This is a genomic window from Paraburkholderia sp. BL6665CI2N2, assembly GCF_004366535.1.
In the GTDB taxonomy this organism is placed as follows: domain Bacteria; phylum Pseudomonadota; class Gammaproteobacteria; order Burkholderiales; family Burkholderiaceae; genus Paraburkholderia.
In genome coordinates, this window is sequence record NZ_SORC01000001.1 from 7,820,329 (window position 1) to 7,835,387 (window position 15,059).

At 62.9% G+C, this 15,059-nt stretch carries 16 protein-coding genes; 10 read left to right on the plus strand and 6 right to left on the minus strand.

Going from position 1 to position 15,059, the window contains the following annotated elements:
* Positions 1-145: 145 nt before the first annotated feature.
* The 4 genes from B0G81_RS35050 to B0G81_RS35065 all read right to left on the minus strand — a co-directional run bounded on the left by B0G81_RS35050 (position 146) and on the right by B0G81_RS35065 (position 2,332).
* A complete protein-coding gene (locus tag B0G81_RS35050) occupies positions 146-616 on the minus strand; it encodes a universal stress protein (RefSeq protein ID WP_116117000.1) in 471 nt (156 codons plus the stop codon).
* Positions 617-833: 217 nt separating this feature from the next.
* Positions 834-1,043, minus strand: a complete 210-nt coding sequence (locus B0G81_RS35055; protein WP_106281282.1) for a hypothetical protein — start codon at positions 1,041-1,043, stop codon at positions 834-836.
* Between the two features lie 62 nt (positions 1,044-1,105).
* Positions 1,106-1,399 carry a GYD domain-containing protein gene (locus tag B0G81_RS35060; protein ID WP_106281284.1) on the minus strand — a complete coding sequence of 98 codons (294 nt, stop codon included), beginning with the start codon at positions 1,397-1,399 and terminating at the stop codon, positions 1,106-1,108.
* A gap of 210 nt (positions 1,400-1,609) precedes the next feature.
* Entirely contained in the window at positions 1,610-2,332 is a 723-nt protein-coding gene (locus B0G81_RS35065; protein ID WP_243856692.1) for a septal ring lytic transglycosylase RlpA family protein, read from the minus strand.
* Between the two features lie 159 nt (positions 2,333-2,491).
* Between B0G81_RS35065 and B0G81_RS35070 the strand changes: the two genes are divergently transcribed.
* From B0G81_RS35070 to B0G81_RS35085, 4 genes are all read left to right on the plus strand, one after another.
* A complete protein-coding gene (locus tag B0G81_RS35070) occupies positions 2,492-3,454 on the plus strand; it encodes an AraC family transcriptional regulator (RefSeq protein WP_134141952.1) in 963 nt (320 codons plus the stop codon).
* A 285-nt stretch (positions 3,455-3,739) separates the two neighbouring features.
* Positions 3,740-4,282, plus strand: coding sequence for a peroxidase-related enzyme (locus B0G81_RS35075; RefSeq protein ID WP_134141954.1), 543 nt, complete (start codon positions 3,740-3,742; stop codon positions 4,280-4,282).
* 40 nt (positions 4,283-4,322) lie between these two features.
* On the plus strand, positions 4,323-5,156 hold the full coding sequence (locus B0G81_RS35080; RefSeq protein ID WP_134141958.1) for an isocitrate lyase/phosphoenolpyruvate mutase family protein: 834 nt from the start codon (positions 4,323-4,325) through the stop codon (positions 5,154-5,156).
* Between the two features lie 41 nt (positions 5,157-5,197).
* Complete coding sequence (locus B0G81_RS35085) at positions 5,198-5,605, plus strand: RidA family protein (RefSeq protein ID WP_134141963.1); 408 nt, start codon at positions 5,198-5,200, stop codon at positions 5,603-5,605.
* A 121-nt stretch (positions 5,606-5,726) separates the two neighbouring features.
* Here the strand turns inward: B0G81_RS35085 and B0G81_RS35090 are convergent, their stop codons facing one another.
* Both B0G81_RS35090 and B0G81_RS35095 read right to left on the minus strand, forming a co-directional pair.
* Positions 5,727-6,689 carry a Tim44-like domain-containing protein gene (locus tag B0G81_RS35090; RefSeq protein WP_134141968.1) on the minus strand — a complete coding sequence of 321 codons (963 nt, stop codon included), beginning with the start codon at positions 6,687-6,689 and terminating at the stop codon, positions 5,727-5,729.
* 87 nt (positions 6,690-6,776) lie between these two features.
* Complete coding sequence (locus B0G81_RS35095) at positions 6,777-7,268, minus strand: CBS domain-containing protein (protein WP_134141973.1); 492 nt, start codon at positions 7,266-7,268, stop codon at positions 6,777-6,779.
* Between the two features lie 148 nt (positions 7,269-7,416).
* Between B0G81_RS35095 and nhaR the strand changes: the two genes are divergently transcribed.
* From nhaR to B0G81_RS35125, 6 genes are all read left to right on the plus strand, one after another.
* A complete protein-coding gene (gene nhaR / locus B0G81_RS35100; RefSeq protein WP_106281298.1) occupies positions 7,417-8,313 on the plus strand; it encodes a transcriptional activator NhaR in 897 nt (298 codons plus the stop codon).
* A 65-nt stretch (positions 8,314-8,378) separates the two neighbouring features.
* Positions 8,379-8,780, plus strand: a complete 402-nt coding sequence (locus B0G81_RS35105; RefSeq protein ID WP_134141976.1) for a hypothetical protein — start codon at positions 8,379-8,381, stop codon at positions 8,778-8,780.
* Positions 8,781-9,373: 593 nt separating this feature from the next.
* A complete protein-coding gene (locus B0G81_RS35110) occupies positions 9,374-11,692 on the plus strand; it encodes a sigma-54 dependent transcriptional regulator (protein ID WP_134141978.1) in 2,319 nt (772 codons plus the stop codon).
* Entirely contained in the window at positions 11,682-12,899 is a 1,218-nt protein-coding gene (locus B0G81_RS35115) for a DUF917 domain-containing protein (RefSeq protein WP_134141980.1), read from the plus strand. The genes B0G81_RS35110 and B0G81_RS35115 overlap by 11 nt, the downstream gene beginning before the upstream one ends.
* A complete protein-coding gene (locus B0G81_RS35120) occupies positions 12,896-13,633 on the plus strand; it encodes an aspartate/glutamate racemase family protein (protein WP_134141982.1) in 738 nt (245 codons plus the stop codon). The genes B0G81_RS35115 and B0G81_RS35120 overlap by 4 nt, the downstream gene beginning before the upstream one ends.
* An 869-nt stretch (positions 13,634-14,502) precedes the next feature.
* Positions 14,503-14,691, plus strand: coding sequence for a hypothetical protein (locus B0G81_RS35125; RefSeq protein WP_106281306.1), 189 nt, complete (start codon positions 14,503-14,505; stop codon positions 14,689-14,691).
* Positions 14,692-15,059: the final 368 nt, after the last annotated feature.

Sequence of the window (15,059 nt, forward strand, 5' to 3'; positions counted from 1 at the left end):
GGCCACCTCGTAGTAACGGCGGTCGGCTAAACCGCCGCTTCCCGATAGTTGCTGAACTTCGACATCTGCCCGATCCCCGGATTGAAGCAGTTGCAATTCACTCGCACCCTTCCGAGCCGACGCTCACACGCATCCGCCAGTCTGACTATCGCGGCGGATGCGCACCGCCCGGCGCCGGTTGCCGCACGACGAGAACCGGGATCGAACTGTGCGTCAGGACCTTCTGGGTTTCGCTGCCGAGCAAGAACGCCCTCATCCCGCTTCGACCGTGCGACGCCATGACAATGAGATCGCAGTTCTGTTGCGTCGCAACGCTGATAATCGCTTCGTAGGGATGGGCGCGACCTTCAGAAACCGTATTGCACACCACGCCGACCTGCGCGGCTGCTTTTTTCACAACGCTGAGGTAATCCTCCGCGCGCTGTCGCGCGGTCTGAATGATGCGATCCTCGTTGTCGGCAATCATCTCCGTGCCATACGCGAGGACATGAAACTCCGGAATGACGTGGAGGCCCGTGACCGTGGCTCCGCTTTCCGCGGCGAGCGTTACCGTCATCTGAATGGCGGCCTCGGAAAGCGGCGAGCCGTCGGTCGGCACCAGCAGATGCTTGAACATATGTTTCTCCCCCGCGACCCGGTTCAGCTCGCGTCGAAATCCTGCCCGGCGCCTCTGCCACCTGAACCCGGCGAACCTGAATCAGAGGCGCCTTCTTAAGTATAGTCACCTCGCTTGCAGGCACTGCGTATCGCCCAAAATGAATCTGGCCACCACGTCATGAAGGTTCAATGCTCAGTCCGAACATCGGAATCCATGTGACTCCCCGCCCGCCTCGTTAGCGGTCTTCCGTCAGCCCTTTCAGATAGGCTTCGCCGGCATCCTGCGCGGCAGCGCGCATGGCGAACGTGTCGTCGGACACCATCGACCGTTTGACCTTTTGCGCTGCGAAGTCGACGAGCGTAATCACCCAGACAAACTCGCCGCCCTGCTCGGCCGTTTGAACGAACGCGCGTACGTCTTCGCTGTCGTTTGCTTTTGTGCTCATTGTGATCTCCTGAGAAAGAGTCGCGGAAAGAGAACGGCTCACGGGCCGTATGACTGACTGTCTTATGGAAGTTTGCCGATAATCGCGCTGCATTCGTCCTTCGTGAAAGCGCGCAGTGTTTGCGTGCGGACATTGCCTGCCGATCCCAGCGCGTAGCCGAATGCCGCGAAGCTTTGCTCGTCCGGTGCGTCGATGACCGTGACGATGTCGTATTTGCCCACGGTCCAGTAGATCTCCTTCATTTCACAGCCGAAGGTCCTGGCCAACTCCGCCGCCTGACCTGCACGCTGCGGACTGTTTTTGATGTTGCGTATGCCCTGATCGGTGAATTGTGCAAGAACCACATAGGTCGCCATGACGATTCTCCTTACCAATAGCTCAATACCTCGAATTGCGTTGTCTACGCGCAAGCTCGACCGCGAACGCGGCTGCGATCGTGTTGCCCGAAGGCGTTCTGCGCGTAACCTGATTCTATGCAATGGAATCGCGTGCCACTGTCTGTTTGACTCGATAGGCGCGTGGCGCGGCAGACTCGTCCGTTCTCGCCTCGGCTATGAGCCGCCCGTTCAGCGCAAAGAATGACCGGCCTGCGCGTCGGTCGGCGCTCCGCCGCGCTGGGCATCCTGCATACCCGCGCCCGGCTTCACCGTACCGTCGGCCTGTGGAACTTCCACCGGCTTGACCTCGACGGGGACGACGCCGTCCTTTTTCAGCCCGAGCTTATCCGCGGTCTTGGGTGACAGGTCGACGATCCGATCCCTGACATAGGGGCCGCGATCCCGAATCTCGACCACCTCGCTGTTGCCGTTTTTCAAATTCGTGACCCGGGCCTTGGTGCCGAGCGGGAGCGTCTTGCTCGCGGCGGCATTCGATTGCGGATTCATCGGCGTACCGTCGGCCATTTCTTTTTTGTAAAACTCCCGGCCGTAGTACGAGGCTTCGCCCTTGCGCGACTTGCCGGAGCGATCGAGATGGCGTGGGGCTGTCGACGAGCTCGCCGGGCGGGTATCGGTGGATGCCGCCGGTTGCGCCGGAAGCGCCGTGCTCAGGAAGCACGACAAAACCACTAACAGAAGTGTCTGCAGCGTGAATCGTCGAGCACGTGGCAAACGAATGTGAACGTCATCGCCGGGGAGCGGGCGCGCGGTTGTATGAAGATTGTTTTCCAATTTCCACTCCTTTCCGGCTTGTCGATACAGCGGGAAAATCGTCCAACGAGCGATCCGTAAATTGCCGGTGTATTCGGGCTGCCAAGTATGCGTCTCGCGCCAGGATGTGGGCGTGCGCATAGTCCGATCCGAAGTTAGTACGTCAACCGCACGGACCGTCTCGCGACTCCAGGCGCAGCCGCGCCGCCTTCGGCACACAATTGCGTCCAAGGGAAACCTGCGACAATCGTCGTCCACGCTAAAACATCTGTTGATTGCCCTACTTCCCGCGGATGCCTTATGCCTGTTTCGCAAGCAATTTCGCCGCCACGTCTATCACCCGACAATCTGAACGAGCTGATTACCCTGCTCGACATTCAGGTACTCGGGCTCTCGGAGTGCGTCGTTAGCCAGGGCTTCATGCTGGAACTGGATGGCCACGACGCGCCCGGCATCCACTACATCCTGTCGGGCGAAGGGCGGCTGCACATCGCGGGCGCCGGGACCGTGCCGCTCACACCTCATACGTTGCTGATCGTGCCGGCGGGCCACTCACTGAAGCTCGAAGTGCCGACGAAACAGGCGGGTATCGCACCGACCGTCGTGCCGGGGCGCGAGCACAAACAGGTCGTCGATTCGATCAGCCGTTTCCGCGCAGGCAATGTCGAACCGATGACCGTCATGATCTGCGGCTATTTCAGGGCGTCCTTCGGTGCGTCGATCAATCTGTTCGGGACCCTCTCGACGCCGATCGTGGAGCAGTTCGAAGCTTCCGACCGGCTCGACGTGTATCTGCGCACGGCGTTCGATGAACTCGTCGCGCAGGAGATCGGCGCCGGCGCGATGTCGGGCGCGCTGCTCAAGCAGGTGATCGTCGCGCTCGTGCGTCGGTCGTTGAAATCCAGCGCGCTCTGGATGGAGCGATTCGCGCTGCTCGGCGATCCGCAAATCGCCCGGGCCTTCGCCGACATGGTGGCCCGCCCGGGCGCGCCGCACACCGTCGCCAGTCTCGCCGAAGCGGCGATTCTCAGCCGCTCGGCATTCATGGCGCGCTTTTCCGCGGCGCTCGGCCAATCGCCGATGCAGGTGCTGCGCGACATCCGCATGCGCCAGGCGGCGGCGCAATTGCGGGCCGGCGACCTGTCGCTGGATCAGGTGGCGCGCCATGCGGGTTATGCGAGCCGCGGCGCGTTCGCGCGCGCGTTTCGCGAGGTGTTCGATACCGGCCCCGCGGAATACCGCGACGGAGCCGCCGACGGCTGATCGCCGGGACTCGCCGCGGCGTCTGCGGACCTTGCCCACCAGACTCGCACGCTCCTGCGCCGTGACCGGCGCCTTGCACCGGCACGTCGGCGCCAATACAAGGCGCCGGTTTCGTCATTAAAGCTATCCACGCCGGCACCTGCATCCGCGGACTTTTGCGTCTGTTCTCAGGATTTTTCGTTCGAGCTGCACGCCTAGAATTTTCATCAATGCAGCCGAGAACGCACACCGATATTCCGATGCAGACGCACCCTTGTCCCGATCAGCAGAAACAGGAGCACGACCATGACCCGTATCGCCCTCCCCGCCACCGACGCTCTCCCGGCCGCTTCGCAACCGGTCATCGAAGCAGTGACGAAGCAACTGAAGATGACGCCAAACCTTTTTCGCATCATGGCGCTGAGTCCCAATGCGCTGAACGGTTGGGCTAACCTGCAAGGCGCGCTTGCGAAGACGCTCGATGCAAAACTGCGCGACGGCATTGCCCTCGCCGTGTCCCAGGTCAACGGCTGCCAGTACTGCCTGTCGGCGCATAGCTACGTTGCGAGCAACATGGCTCATATCGGCGACGACGAGATTCGCCTGAATCGGCTCGGCAAATCGAATACGCCCAAAACCGCCGCGGCTGTCGCGTTCGCGAGGACGCTGATGGAAACACGCGGCAAGGTCAGCGAAGACGATCTGCACGCCGTGCGCGAAGCCGGCTTCAGCGACGCGAACGTTGTCGAAATCATCGCGCTCGCCGCGCAATTCATGCTGACGAACTTCGTCAACAACGTCTTCGATACCGAGGTCGATTTTCCGGTCGTCGAAACGGAAGTCGCGTAACGGCAGCGCGCTGCCACGTCCTCAGACAAGGAGATCGATCATGTCCCGAGTCCATGCAACCATGGCTGAAAAACGCGCGGCGTTTCGCGCGTTGCACCAGGACGGATGCTTCGTGTTGCCAAATCCGTGGGACGTCGGCAGCGCGCGTTATCTTGCGTCGGTCGGCTTCAAGGCGATTGCCACGACCAGCTCGGGCTTCGCATGGTCGGCTGGCCGGCCTGACAACGGCGTATCGCGCACCACGATTCTCGCGCACCTTCGCGAGATGGTCGGGGCGACAGATCTGCCGGTCAACGCCGACTTCGAAAACGGCTTCGGCGACAATCCCGCCGAGGTGGCGCATAGCGTGCGGATGGCGGTCGATACCGGCATCGCCGGACTGTCGATTGAAGACTCGACGGGCGATCCGAAGTCGCCGCTGTTTCCGCTCGAAGTCGCTGTGGAACGCCTCGCTGCGGCAAGAGGCGCGATCGACGAAACAGGCGGTGATACGCTGCTCGTCGGACGTGCTGAGAATTTCTTTGTCGGCGTGCCCGATCTCGAAGACGTGGTGGCGCGCTTGCGAGCCTATGCGCAAGCGGGCGCCGACTGTCTGTACGCGCCGGGTATCCAGACGCGCGAGCAGATCGAAGCGGTGCTCGCCGCGGTCAGCCCGAAACCCGTCAACCTGTTGATCGGCGGACCCTCGGCGTTGACGCTCGACGAGCTGGCGAGGCTCGGCGTGCGCCGCGTGAGCGTGGGCGGCGCACTGGCGCGCGCGGCGTGGGGCGGGCTGGTGACCAGCGTTCAGTCGCTGGCGGACGGGCGCTTCGATCGCTTGCCGAAGGAGCCGTCAGGCGCGTGGTTGAACAGTATGTTTCAGGACGTCGCTTAGCGTCTTTTTCATCGAATCACCCTTTTCGCATGGAGTGAACCATGAGCCGTGAAATCATTCGCGTCGAACCGCTTTCGAGCTGGCTCGAACGCTGGAATGCGCCGACTTCCGCCGTCACCCGGCACGGCGATACCCTCTACGTTTCCGGGTTTCCACCGTTCGATTCTCACACCGGCGAAGTGATGGACGCGCCGATCGAACTGCAGACCGAACGCGTATTGGAACAACTGAAGCTATGCGTGGAGACGGCGGGTTCATCGCTCGATCAGGTGCTCAAATGCAACGTGTATTGCACGTCGGTTGAAGCGTTTCCGGCCGTCAATGCGATCTATGCGCGGTTCTTCGGCGCGAACCCGCCCGCGAGGATTTTCGTCAATGTGCCGGCGTGGCCCGGGCGCTTCGACATCGAGATCGATTGCGTCGCGGCAATCGATAGCAGCCGCAGCTGAGTGTCCGGATGATGCCCGTCGCAGGCTCGCTCGTCGCCGTTCTTCGCCACGCCACGAGGCGTGGAATGCATGAGCGGCAAAAAGCCGGCGCTTCTTCGCGCCGGCCTCAACCTTGCCGTTATCAGCCGATCTGCTGGATACCGGCCAGCCGCCACGCCTGATCACCTTGCGGCTGCTTGACGAGGTTCCAGATTTCCTGGAACGGCTGCGCGGTCTGTGCATCGTCTTCCCGGATCTGACCGTAAAAGCGCACGCTGACCAGCGTTCCATCCGGACTGCTTTCAGTGCTGAGCACCTCGGCTTCGAGTTGCGGCACTTCCGTATGGCTCGGCTCGCGGCCGCGCGCTTCCAGATCCTGCTTGAGACGCGCGAACATCTCCGGCGTCGTCAACTCGAACAGATCGCCCTGCTCGTTCTGGTCCCATGCACCCTGGAGCCGCATGAACATCGTCTTTGCCGAGACGAGAAACGCCGCCTGATCCGGACCAGGCGAAAGCTCGGGTGCCTGCACGGTGTCCGCTGCTCCGGCCGCACCCATCGCGGCACGCGGCCAGCCCCGGAAATTCGTTTCAGGCCGCGCTTGACCCATCTGATTCAGAATTGGCGAGCCGCCAGTTTGCTGCCGGTTCGCGGCGCCGTGTCCATAAGCGAGATCCGGACGACGCCGATTGGCGATAAAGCGGAACAGCATGACGCCCGCGAGGATCACCGCGCCGATCAGCAATGCATTGGACATCAATTGCGCGAGTCCCTCGCCAAGGCCAAACGATGACAGCAACGCCGCGATGCCGAGTCCGGCCGCGAGCCCGGCGAGCGGGCCCATCCAGCGATTACCCGCCGCAGCCGCCGGGGCCTGGGCGCTCTGCTGTGCCGGTTGAGCCTGCTGGCTGCGTTGTGCCGGCCCGGACGGCGACGCCGATTGCGATTGACGGCCGATGCTTTGGCTGCCGCCCACGCGCTTCGCTTCGGCATCGTTCGAAGCGATGGCGCCCAGAGCAAGGAGCCCTGCGAGACCGAGCGCCGCCGTCCCGCGCGTCACTGCGCCGGCCGCACGTCGAAGTTGATTGATGATCTGCGTGTACATATAAAGCCTCTTTGATAAGTCAGGGGACTGCGCGTTTCGCGCGCTCTTTTCCGTCGCGCCGAATGCATTACGAACAGTAATATTTTTTCAGGTGGCAAAACCGGCCGGCGAGTGCGTTTGTAAGCCGCGATGGCCGACCTGAACGCTGTTGCCATGGATGTAGTGCTCCAGCTGCCGGATCGTGTCCTCCTGCTCCGCAATCAGGTTCTTGATCAGGTCGCCGATCGACACCATGCCGATCACCTGCCCTTGCGTAATGACAGGCAAGTAGCGGATCCGGTATTCCGTCATGAGGGCCATGCATTCCTCGGTGGTCTGCTCCGGGCCGACATAGCGCACGGTCGTCGACATGATGTCGCGCACCGGCGTATTCCTTGACGAACGGTGCATCAGCGCGATCTTGCGCGCGTAATCGCGCTCCGTGACGATGCCGGCCACGCGCCCGTTGTTAACGACGATGAGCGCGCCCACCCGGCGGTGAGCCATGATCGCGACCGCGTCGTAGACCGAAGTGGACGCCTGGGTCGACCAGACTGTCTGGGACGTTTTTGAACGCAGAAACTGTGCAACCGATGCCATCTGCCACCTCCGTCAACTATCGTGAGCCGCCCCGCACGAACCCTTGGGCGAGACCTCAATCTACCTGAACGTGAGATAACGTAAAATGCGTATTTTTTATACAAACACTTCGAGAAAATCGTAGTGTTGTGTAATCTGTGGAGCAACTGTGAACTTCAAGCATCTGCATTACTTCTGGGTTGCGGCGCATGCGGGCGGCATCGTTCGAGCGGGCGAGCAGTTGCACATCTCGCCGCAAACGCTGAGCGGCCAGATCAAACTGCTCGAAGAAGCGCTGGATAAGAAGCTGTTCAGGAAAAGCGGCCGCACGCTCGAACTGACCGACGCGGGCCGTCTGGCGCTCGATTACGCCGACGAAATATTCTCGCTGGGCTCGGAGCTCGAAAGCGCCGTGCGGCGCGAGAACGAAGCGGGCCCGCAAACGCGGTTTCGCGTCGGCATTGCGGATTCGGTGCCGAAGGCGATCGCGTACCGGCTGCTGGAACCCGCGCTGAGCGCGTCCGTATCGCTGCGCATGATCTGCCACGAGGGCAAGCAGCATGCGCTGCTCGCGCAACTGGCCCTGCACCGCCTCGACCTGATTATCGCGGATGCCCCGATCCCCGCCGACGTCAATATCAAGGCGTTCAATCACCGCCTCGGCCGTTCCACGCTCAGTTGCTTCGGCACGGAGGCGCTGATTGCGAGCGGCAAGAAACGCTTCCCGCTGTCGCTTGGTCAATTGCCGGTGCTGCTGCCCGGCACGGAATCGGCGGTGCGCCGCAAGCTCGATCACTGGCTGGCGTCTCATGCCATTTCGCCGCGCATCGTCGGCGAGTTCGACGACGGGGCGATGACCATAGCGTTTGCCCGCGAGGGCCGCGGCTTGCTGTTCGCGCCAACCGTGCTGGAAAGTCAGCTACAGGCCGAGCACAAACTCACGACGGTCGGGCAGATCAATTCCATCGTCGAGGAATTCTTTGCGATCTCCATCGAGCGCCGGATCAGCCATCCGGCGGTCGCGATGATTCTGGACGCGGCACGCAGCGAGCTGTTCAACGTCTAGCGGAGCATGCTCGCGGAGATGCCATTACAATCCAGCACTTCGATCCGACAAGCTTGATTCGCGCCATGAAATATCTCTTCGCATCGACCCTCGCGGCGCTCATCGCGGCCGTAAGCACGGCTGCAACCGCGCAGACTTCCGGGAGCAGCGACACACCCAGACTGCAGTGTGCGATCGGGTATGTCACCGGCATCGGCGGGTCGGCGCAGAGCTTTCGCGACTATCTCGCGACACCGGACAGAGACCGCTATCGCTTCCTCGCGGACAACCCGATTCAATGCAAGGTTTCCGACGAGGGTCGTGCGTCCGGCTGTACCGGCCTCACGAGCCTGCGGCATGAAAAGGTCAGCGTGTACGACGATATCGACAATGAGACGATGTCCGTCGTCGCGCGGGTGGAACTCGAACACGGTACGTATCCGGTGATCATCTCCGTGCGAAGACAGGACGTGAAGTGCGAGGAGTGAATGCGCTCACGCCCCGATCGCAGTGAATCAGTTTCGATGCTGCGCGAGAAATTCTGAAAATCCCAGCAAGCCCTGTTTCGAGCACGTAGCGGTTGTTGGCGTACCCGAGGCGCATATAGCATAGCCTTCCATCAGGATCTGCGCGGCGCGGCAGCGTGAGCGGCACGAACACTTTGATTCAAGAAGCGTGACGGGGAAGCCGTTATCCGGGTAACGCATCGGCAACCGCCAGGCGCGTTTTTGCCGTCCCCAAGATACCCATTCGTGCCTTGCCCTTATACGCCATCTACTCCGCCTCCCGCCGAACGCGCGGCAGCGCCGCAAGCTTTCATTTCCCTCCACCCGGACAGCGCTGCACGGCGCGCAACACAATGCGATCAAATCCGCCAATGCGCCGTGGCGACGATTAATTTGGCAAAGGGCAAGATCGGCGACAAGCCGTCATACTCTGTCTCTTCTTGCAGCGGACGGTCCCGACAACGCATCCGGAAGACTTCACCGGCAACGCGCTCGAAGCATGACCGTCCGCTCCGTCGTCTCGACGGCAATTTCCGCGTAGCGCCACACGCGGTTCAAGTGGAGCGTCCTTTGCAATGAGTTACACCCCTGTCGTTCCGTTCGCCCACGACAAGGCTGATTCGGGCGCCTTCGTGGGCGGCGCCCCGGCGTTTCGCCAACTGGTCCGGATGATCGATCGGGTTGCCCCGACCGATCACCCTTTGCTCATCTTCGGCCCGACGGGTTCGGGCAAGGAACTGGTCGCGCGCCGGGTGCATGCGCACAGCCAGCGCCAGGATCAACCGTTCGTCGACGTCAACTGCGGCGCGATCCCCGAGAACCTCGTCGAAGCCGAACTGTTCGGGCATGTGAAAGGCGCGTTCACCGGCGCGGCCGAAAACCGCCCGGGACTTTTTCAGCAGGTCGGCAAGGGCACGCTGCTGCTCGATGAAATCGGCGAACTGCCGCTCGCGCTGCAACCGAAACTGTTGCGCGTGCTTGAAACGCGGACCTTCCGTCCGATCGGCTCATCCACCAGTCTGAATTTTGCGGGGCGCGTCGTCGCCGCGACCCATCGCGACCTGCGCGAACTCGCGCGCGAAGGGCTATTTCGCGAAGACCTGTTCTACCGGCTCGCGGTGTTCGTGCTCGCGGTCCCCGGACTCGAGCAGCGCATCGAGGACATCCCCGCGCTGGTCACTCACTTCGCAGCGCAGCACACGCGCCGTCTCGAGTTCTCGCCGGCTGCCGTCCGGCGGCTCTGCCAGCATTCGTGGCCGGGCCATATCCGGCAATTGCGCAACCTGATCAGCCAGTTGAGCGTGCTCGCCGAAAACACGCTGATCGATGTCGACTCGCTCGAGCCGTTTCTCGCCAATGAAACCAGCGGGCCGGTGTCGCGCGCGAGTCTCGCCGACATGCTGTTGCAACTCGACGGCCGCGACAAGCTCGCCGCCGCCGAAGACCTTCTGATCGACCGCGCGCTCGAGCGGACCAGCGGCAACAAGAGCGCGGCCGCCACCCTGCTCGGCGTCGGGCGCAAGACCATCGAGCGGCGTTTGAAGTCGCGCGAGGAACACCACAGGGAAGCGCGCAAGTGTCTCGAACACGCGAGCGCGCTGATCGAGGAGTCGAAGTTCGCGGAAGCGATCCCACTGCTGCGCCGTTGCCTCGACCTGCTGCAGACGCCTCATGAACAGGAGGCCGTGCGCCGTTTGCAGTTCGACGCCTACCGCTTGCTCGGCATGAGCTTGCGCAGCGTGCACGGCTGGCTCTATGCGGAGGCCACCGCCTGCTACGCCGCCGCGCTGACGATCGGCGAAGGCGTCTGCGAGCCCGCCGAAATCGCCGCGATCCAGTTCGGCATCTGGACCACCCAGCTGACGACGCTTCAGCTGAAGCAGGCGCGCGGCACCGCGCAGAACATGCTGGAGCGCGCGCAGAACGGCGGCGACCGGGTTTCGCTCGACGAAGCCCACGTCGCGATGACCAACACCCTCTTCTGGCTCGGCGACAGCGAGGAAGCGTTGGCCTGTCTCGCGCGCGGCAACCTGCTCGGCGTGGGACGCAACGACACCCGTACCGGCTCGCAAGGGATCGATCTCGCCAGCCTCGCGTTGACTTTCGAAGGACTGGCCGCGTATCAGATCGGCGCATTCGGCCAGGCGCGGCGCGCCATGGAGATGTTGATCCTGCGCGCGTCCGAGCCGGGCGCGCACGCGCTCGCGCATGCCGTCAACCTGCAGGGCGCCGCGTGGCTCGCCTGCCTGTTCGACGACGTGGACCGGCTCGGCCATCTCGCGAGCGAACTCGAATCGGTGTCGATCGCGAACGGCTTCGCGTTTTATCGCGGCGTCGGCCAGGTGCTGCGCGCCTGCCACCTCAGTGCGCTCGGCCATTCCGACGAAGCGGAGACCGTGATGCTCGACGGCTACGACAACCACGTCGTGTGCAATGGCGGTGCGCTGTTCTATTCCTTCAAGACGTGGCAGCACGGTGAACTGCTGCTGCGCGCCGGCCGCGCGAAGATCTGCGAGGCGATTCTCGCCACCGCGATCGACGAGACTCTCGCCCGCCAGGAGCGCGTCTATCTGGGCGAACTGCTGGTGACCCGAGCGCGCGCGCAGTGGGCGCTCGGTGACGTGAACGCGGCCGAACTCGGTCTGCGCACCGCGCTGTCCACCGCGCTCGCGTTCGGTTCGGTGCCCGCGCGCGTGGACGCCGCGCGCTATCTCGCCGATCTGCTGCGCTCCACCGGCCGCAGCGCCGAAGCCATCGACACACTCGAGCGCGGCTTGCGCTCGCTGACCACGGATCCGACCAGTCGCGTCACCAACGCCGCGAGCCTGCTTGCCGAACTTCAGCTGGACGCTTCTCTCAACCTCGACAGTAAAGGAATCGCAAATGGCATATGAACTACGCCGGGAAGATCTGGAACCGCTGCTATTGGGAGCAGCGTTCTTCGGCAGCGGCGGCGGCGGCACTATCGAATCCGCGCGGCATCTCGCCGAGCATTTCGTAACCGGCGACTATTACCCCACCGACACGGTCAAGGTCGTGTCGGTCGACGAGGCCACCGAGGGTGCGGCCGTCATGGTCGCCTACCTCGGCGCGCCTGAAGCGATCAACTCCGCGACGTATCCGCTCGGCCCCGTGACGGCCGTGCAGAACGTCCAGGCCCGGCTCGCCTCGCAATCGACCAAGCTCGCCTACGTCATGCCGCCGGAAAGCGGCGCGCTGGGCTTCACCGTGGCGGCGCTGGTGGCGGCCAAACTCGGCCTCGCGGTGATCGACGCCGATGGCGCCGGCCGCGCCGTGCCCTCGCTGCCGATGCTGACCTTCGCGGCCGCCGAGATCGATCCGCGACCGGCGTTTCTCGTGAGCCAGGGCGGCCTGTGCGTCGAACTCGACGTGACGCCGCGCAACAGCAACCAGGGCGGCCCGACGCATCAGCGCGACGTCTCGGCGATCGTCGAGCAGATGATGCGCCCGGTCGTCGCCGATCCCGAGTTCGGCCAGTTCGGCGGCCTCGCGATGTGGGTGATGAAGCCGGCCGAGATCCGCCGCGCCACGTCGATTCATGGCACCTTGACGCGCGCGCTGGAACTCGGACGCGCGTTGCAGGCCGGCCGCATCGGCAGCGCCCAGCAGATGATCGGCTATCTCGCCGAGCATTGCGGACTCGCCGCGCGCGCCATCTCGGAGCCCGGCGAACTCGTTTCGGCCGAGGTGGATACGAGTGGCGGCTTCGACGTCGGCAAGGTGCATATTCAGGCCGGCCAGCGGACCTATACGGTGCTGTATCAGAACGAGTCGCTGCTCGCGTGGGACAGCGCCAGTCCGCAGCCGATCGTGTTGTCGCCGGACAGCGTGGCGTATTTCGTCGGCGGCGAAGGTCAGGCGATCTTCAGCAACGGCGATCTGCTTCAGCAAGACGGTTCGTTGAACCCGGCGATCGGCAAGCGCCCGGTGACGCTGATCGCCTGGCGTGCCGAAGCCGAGTTGCGCAAGCCCGGCCTGATTCTCGACAGCTTCATGCAGTTGCTGAACACGCTCGGCTATCTTGGGCCGTATGTGCCGCTTGAAACGCTTCACACCGCACGCAAGGGAGAGGCAGCATGAGCACGCCTTCGAACTCGCCTATCCGCATCTGCGTGCTCGTGCCCGTCGCCACGTCGGCGTACAACGACCGCATCATGAAGGCCATCGCGCCGGTCTTGCCGTCGGACGTGCAGGTCGAGATCCGCAATATCACCACCGGACATCCCGATATCGAAAACCGTACGAACTGGCTGCAGAACGGCATGCCGGTGGTCGAACTCGCGCAGGCGATCGCCAACGACGGCTTCGACGGCATCTGGCTGACCGACTTCGACATGTGCGGCGTCGAGGCCGCGCGCGAAGTGATCGATATTCCGATCATCGGCGGCTTTCCCGCTGCGGCCTTCACCGCGCTCGCGCTCAGCCAGCGCTTCTCGATCATCACGATCCTGCAAAGCACGCTGGCGATGCAGCGCGGTCATCCGCAGACCTACGGCATCCAGGACAACTTCGCGTCGATCCACGCGATTGATTGCCCGGTCTCGCAGCTCGACAACGTCGACGTGGTGGTCGTTCGCACCTTCGAGGCGGCACTGAAGGCGATCAAGGACGACGGCGCGCAAACCATTCTGCTCGGCTGCACAGGTTTCGTGGACGTCGCGAGCCGCGTGTCCACGCTGCTTACCGAGGCGCTCGGCGCGTATGTGCCGGTGATCGATCCGAATCAGGCCGGCTTCAGCTTCCTCGTGTCGCTGGTGCGCATGAAGGTACGTCCCAGCCGGTTGACTTACAGCAAGGTCAGTCTGCAGTCGTAAGGCGCGCGCTTTTATCGTGGTAACCATCCGGAGCGGAATGCTTGCCGCTCCGGATTCTCCCGCATTCCCCTCCCTGCCTCCTCGCTCCCATCGCTTTCGTCCCGCCTGGACGAAAGCGCCCGCGCGTCATGCTCGATACGGTCAAATGGACGATATCGTCCAATTTTGAGGTCGTTCATGGACGAGACTGACCACTTGCGCGTCTGAAACTTGCCGGCACTGCCGCCTGGCGCCGGATAGGCGCTTGGCACGGTCATTGCTTAAATGGTGGGACTACGAGCCGCCTGGAAATGCAACCTGGGCGGGCGGCTTGCGGAACATGCAGCAAATCCGTCAGACAAGTCGGGGGACCCTGAGAGACCAACCAGATCACGCGCTGCAAAGCGTTCGACTCACCGACGTCCGGTGACATGCGGATTGCCGCTGAATCGCCGACGTAGCCGAACCTTGGCCCTTCTGTTTTTACCGAGGCCGGTCGGTTAGTGATCCGAACTGGTTGCCGCGCCGATCGAGTCCAACGACGCCGTGTCGTTGGCAACAGACCGAGAGAGGGCTGTGCTGTTGTTGTAGCTGTGAATGTCGTGTGTCGACGCATCGCGACCGAATGCTTCCATAGAGAGGATCGTTGCGATGCGTCACCGCGAAATGGCGGACTCCGTCTGGCTATGCACCAGGCGAGACGCCACGGGGTGCGGCCGTCGTTGCCTTCCTTTGCGGGAACAAGCAGCGGCGGCTTGCTCTTCTTATCGGGCCGCGTCACGCACGGCGCATTCGCCCAACCAGAATCTGCTTTTTGCAACCCTACGCGCCGTCAGATTGTTAGCGACGGCGTGAGCGGACCACACTAGCCATTCACGGGGATTCAAACAATGCACCACCACATTTTCGAGCGCGAGCTGGTTCATCTGGAACGCGTCATTGCCAGCGCGTCACGAGAACCGTTCCCGCCCACCTACTGGCGCGATCGCGTCGAACATCTGAAAAACTGTCCGCACGCGCCGCTGTTCAGCTATCGCGTTGCCCGCCTGACCCGTCTCGTCGCCGCACTGAACGGCTAAGCGCCGCCTTCGATGCCTGGTGGCGGACCTGCTCTGTCCGCCCCCTAACCCCTTCCCCTCCATCGTGATGCCGCCCGCTTTGTCCGCCCCAACCGATGGGGCCGGACAGCACGCGCTATGGCACCGAAAGCACGCCGTATTTCATAGGCGTGTACTATCGCCGGCATTGCCTTAATCTCATTCTATTGGTGGTGAGTCTCACCTATATTTTGAGTTGCAGCAGCAGGCACGGCGACGCGAACTATCCTCGTCCAAAGCATGCGACGACATGCGCAACGGATGGAGACCCTATGCGTCATGTAATCGCAGCGGTACACCCAGTACACTCACGAGAGCCCACCGGGTAATGTTCCGGCTGCTTGTCGGCG

Bases quoted from the DNA above. Each gene is read 5' to 3' on its own strand.
- B0G81_RS35050 (WP_116117000.1), bottom strand. From the start codon at position 616: ATGTTCAAGCATCTGCTGGTGCCGACCGACGGCTCGCCGCTTTCCGAG.
- B0G81_RS35055 (WP_106281282.1), bottom strand. From the start codon at position 1,043: ATGAGCACAAAAGCAAACGACAGCGAAGACGTACGCGCGTTCGTTCAA.
- B0G81_RS35060 (WP_106281284.1), bottom strand. From the start codon at position 1,399: ATGGCGACCTATGTGGTTCTTGCACAATTCACCGATCAGGGCATACGC.
- B0G81_RS35065 (WP_243856692.1), bottom strand. From the start codon at position 2,332: ATGCGCACGCCCACATCCTGGCGCGAGACGCATACTTGGCAGCCCGAA.
- B0G81_RS35070 (WP_134141952.1), top strand. From the start codon at position 2,492: ATGCCTGTTTCGCAAGCAATTTCGCCGCCACGTCTATCACCCGACAAT.
- B0G81_RS35075 (WP_134141954.1), top strand. From the start codon at position 3,740: ATGACCCGTATCGCCCTCCCCGCCACCGACGCTCTCCCGGCCGCTTCG.
- B0G81_RS35080 (WP_134141958.1), top strand. From the start codon at position 4,323: ATGTCCCGAGTCCATGCAACCATGGCTGAAAAACGCGCGGCGTTTCGC.
- B0G81_RS35085 (WP_134141963.1), top strand. From the start codon at position 5,198: ATGAGCCGTGAAATCATTCGCGTCGAACCGCTTTCGAGCTGGCTCGAA.
- B0G81_RS35090 (WP_134141968.1), bottom strand. From the start codon at position 6,689: ATGTACACGCAGATCATCAATCAACTTCGACGTGCGGCCGGCGCAGTG.
- B0G81_RS35095 (WP_134141973.1), bottom strand. From the start codon at position 7,268: ATGGCATCGGTTGCACAGTTTCTGCGTTCAAAAACGTCCCAGACAGTC.
- B0G81_RS35105 (WP_134141976.1), top strand. From the start codon at position 8,379: ATGAAATATCTCTTCGCATCGACCCTCGCGGCGCTCATCGCGGCCGTA.
- B0G81_RS35110 (WP_134141978.1), top strand. From the start codon at position 9,374: ATGAGTTACACCCCTGTCGTTCCGTTCGCCCACGACAAGGCTGATTCG.
- B0G81_RS35115 (WP_134141980.1), top strand. From the start codon at position 11,682: ATGGCATATGAACTACGCCGGGAAGATCTGGAACCGCTGCTATTGGGA.
- B0G81_RS35120 (WP_134141982.1), top strand. From the start codon at position 12,896: ATGAGCACGCCTTCGAACTCGCCTATCCGCATCTGCGTGCTCGTGCCC.
- B0G81_RS35125 (WP_106281306.1), top strand. From the start codon at position 14,503: ATGCACCACCACATTTTCGAGCGCGAGCTGGTTCATCTGGAACGCGTC.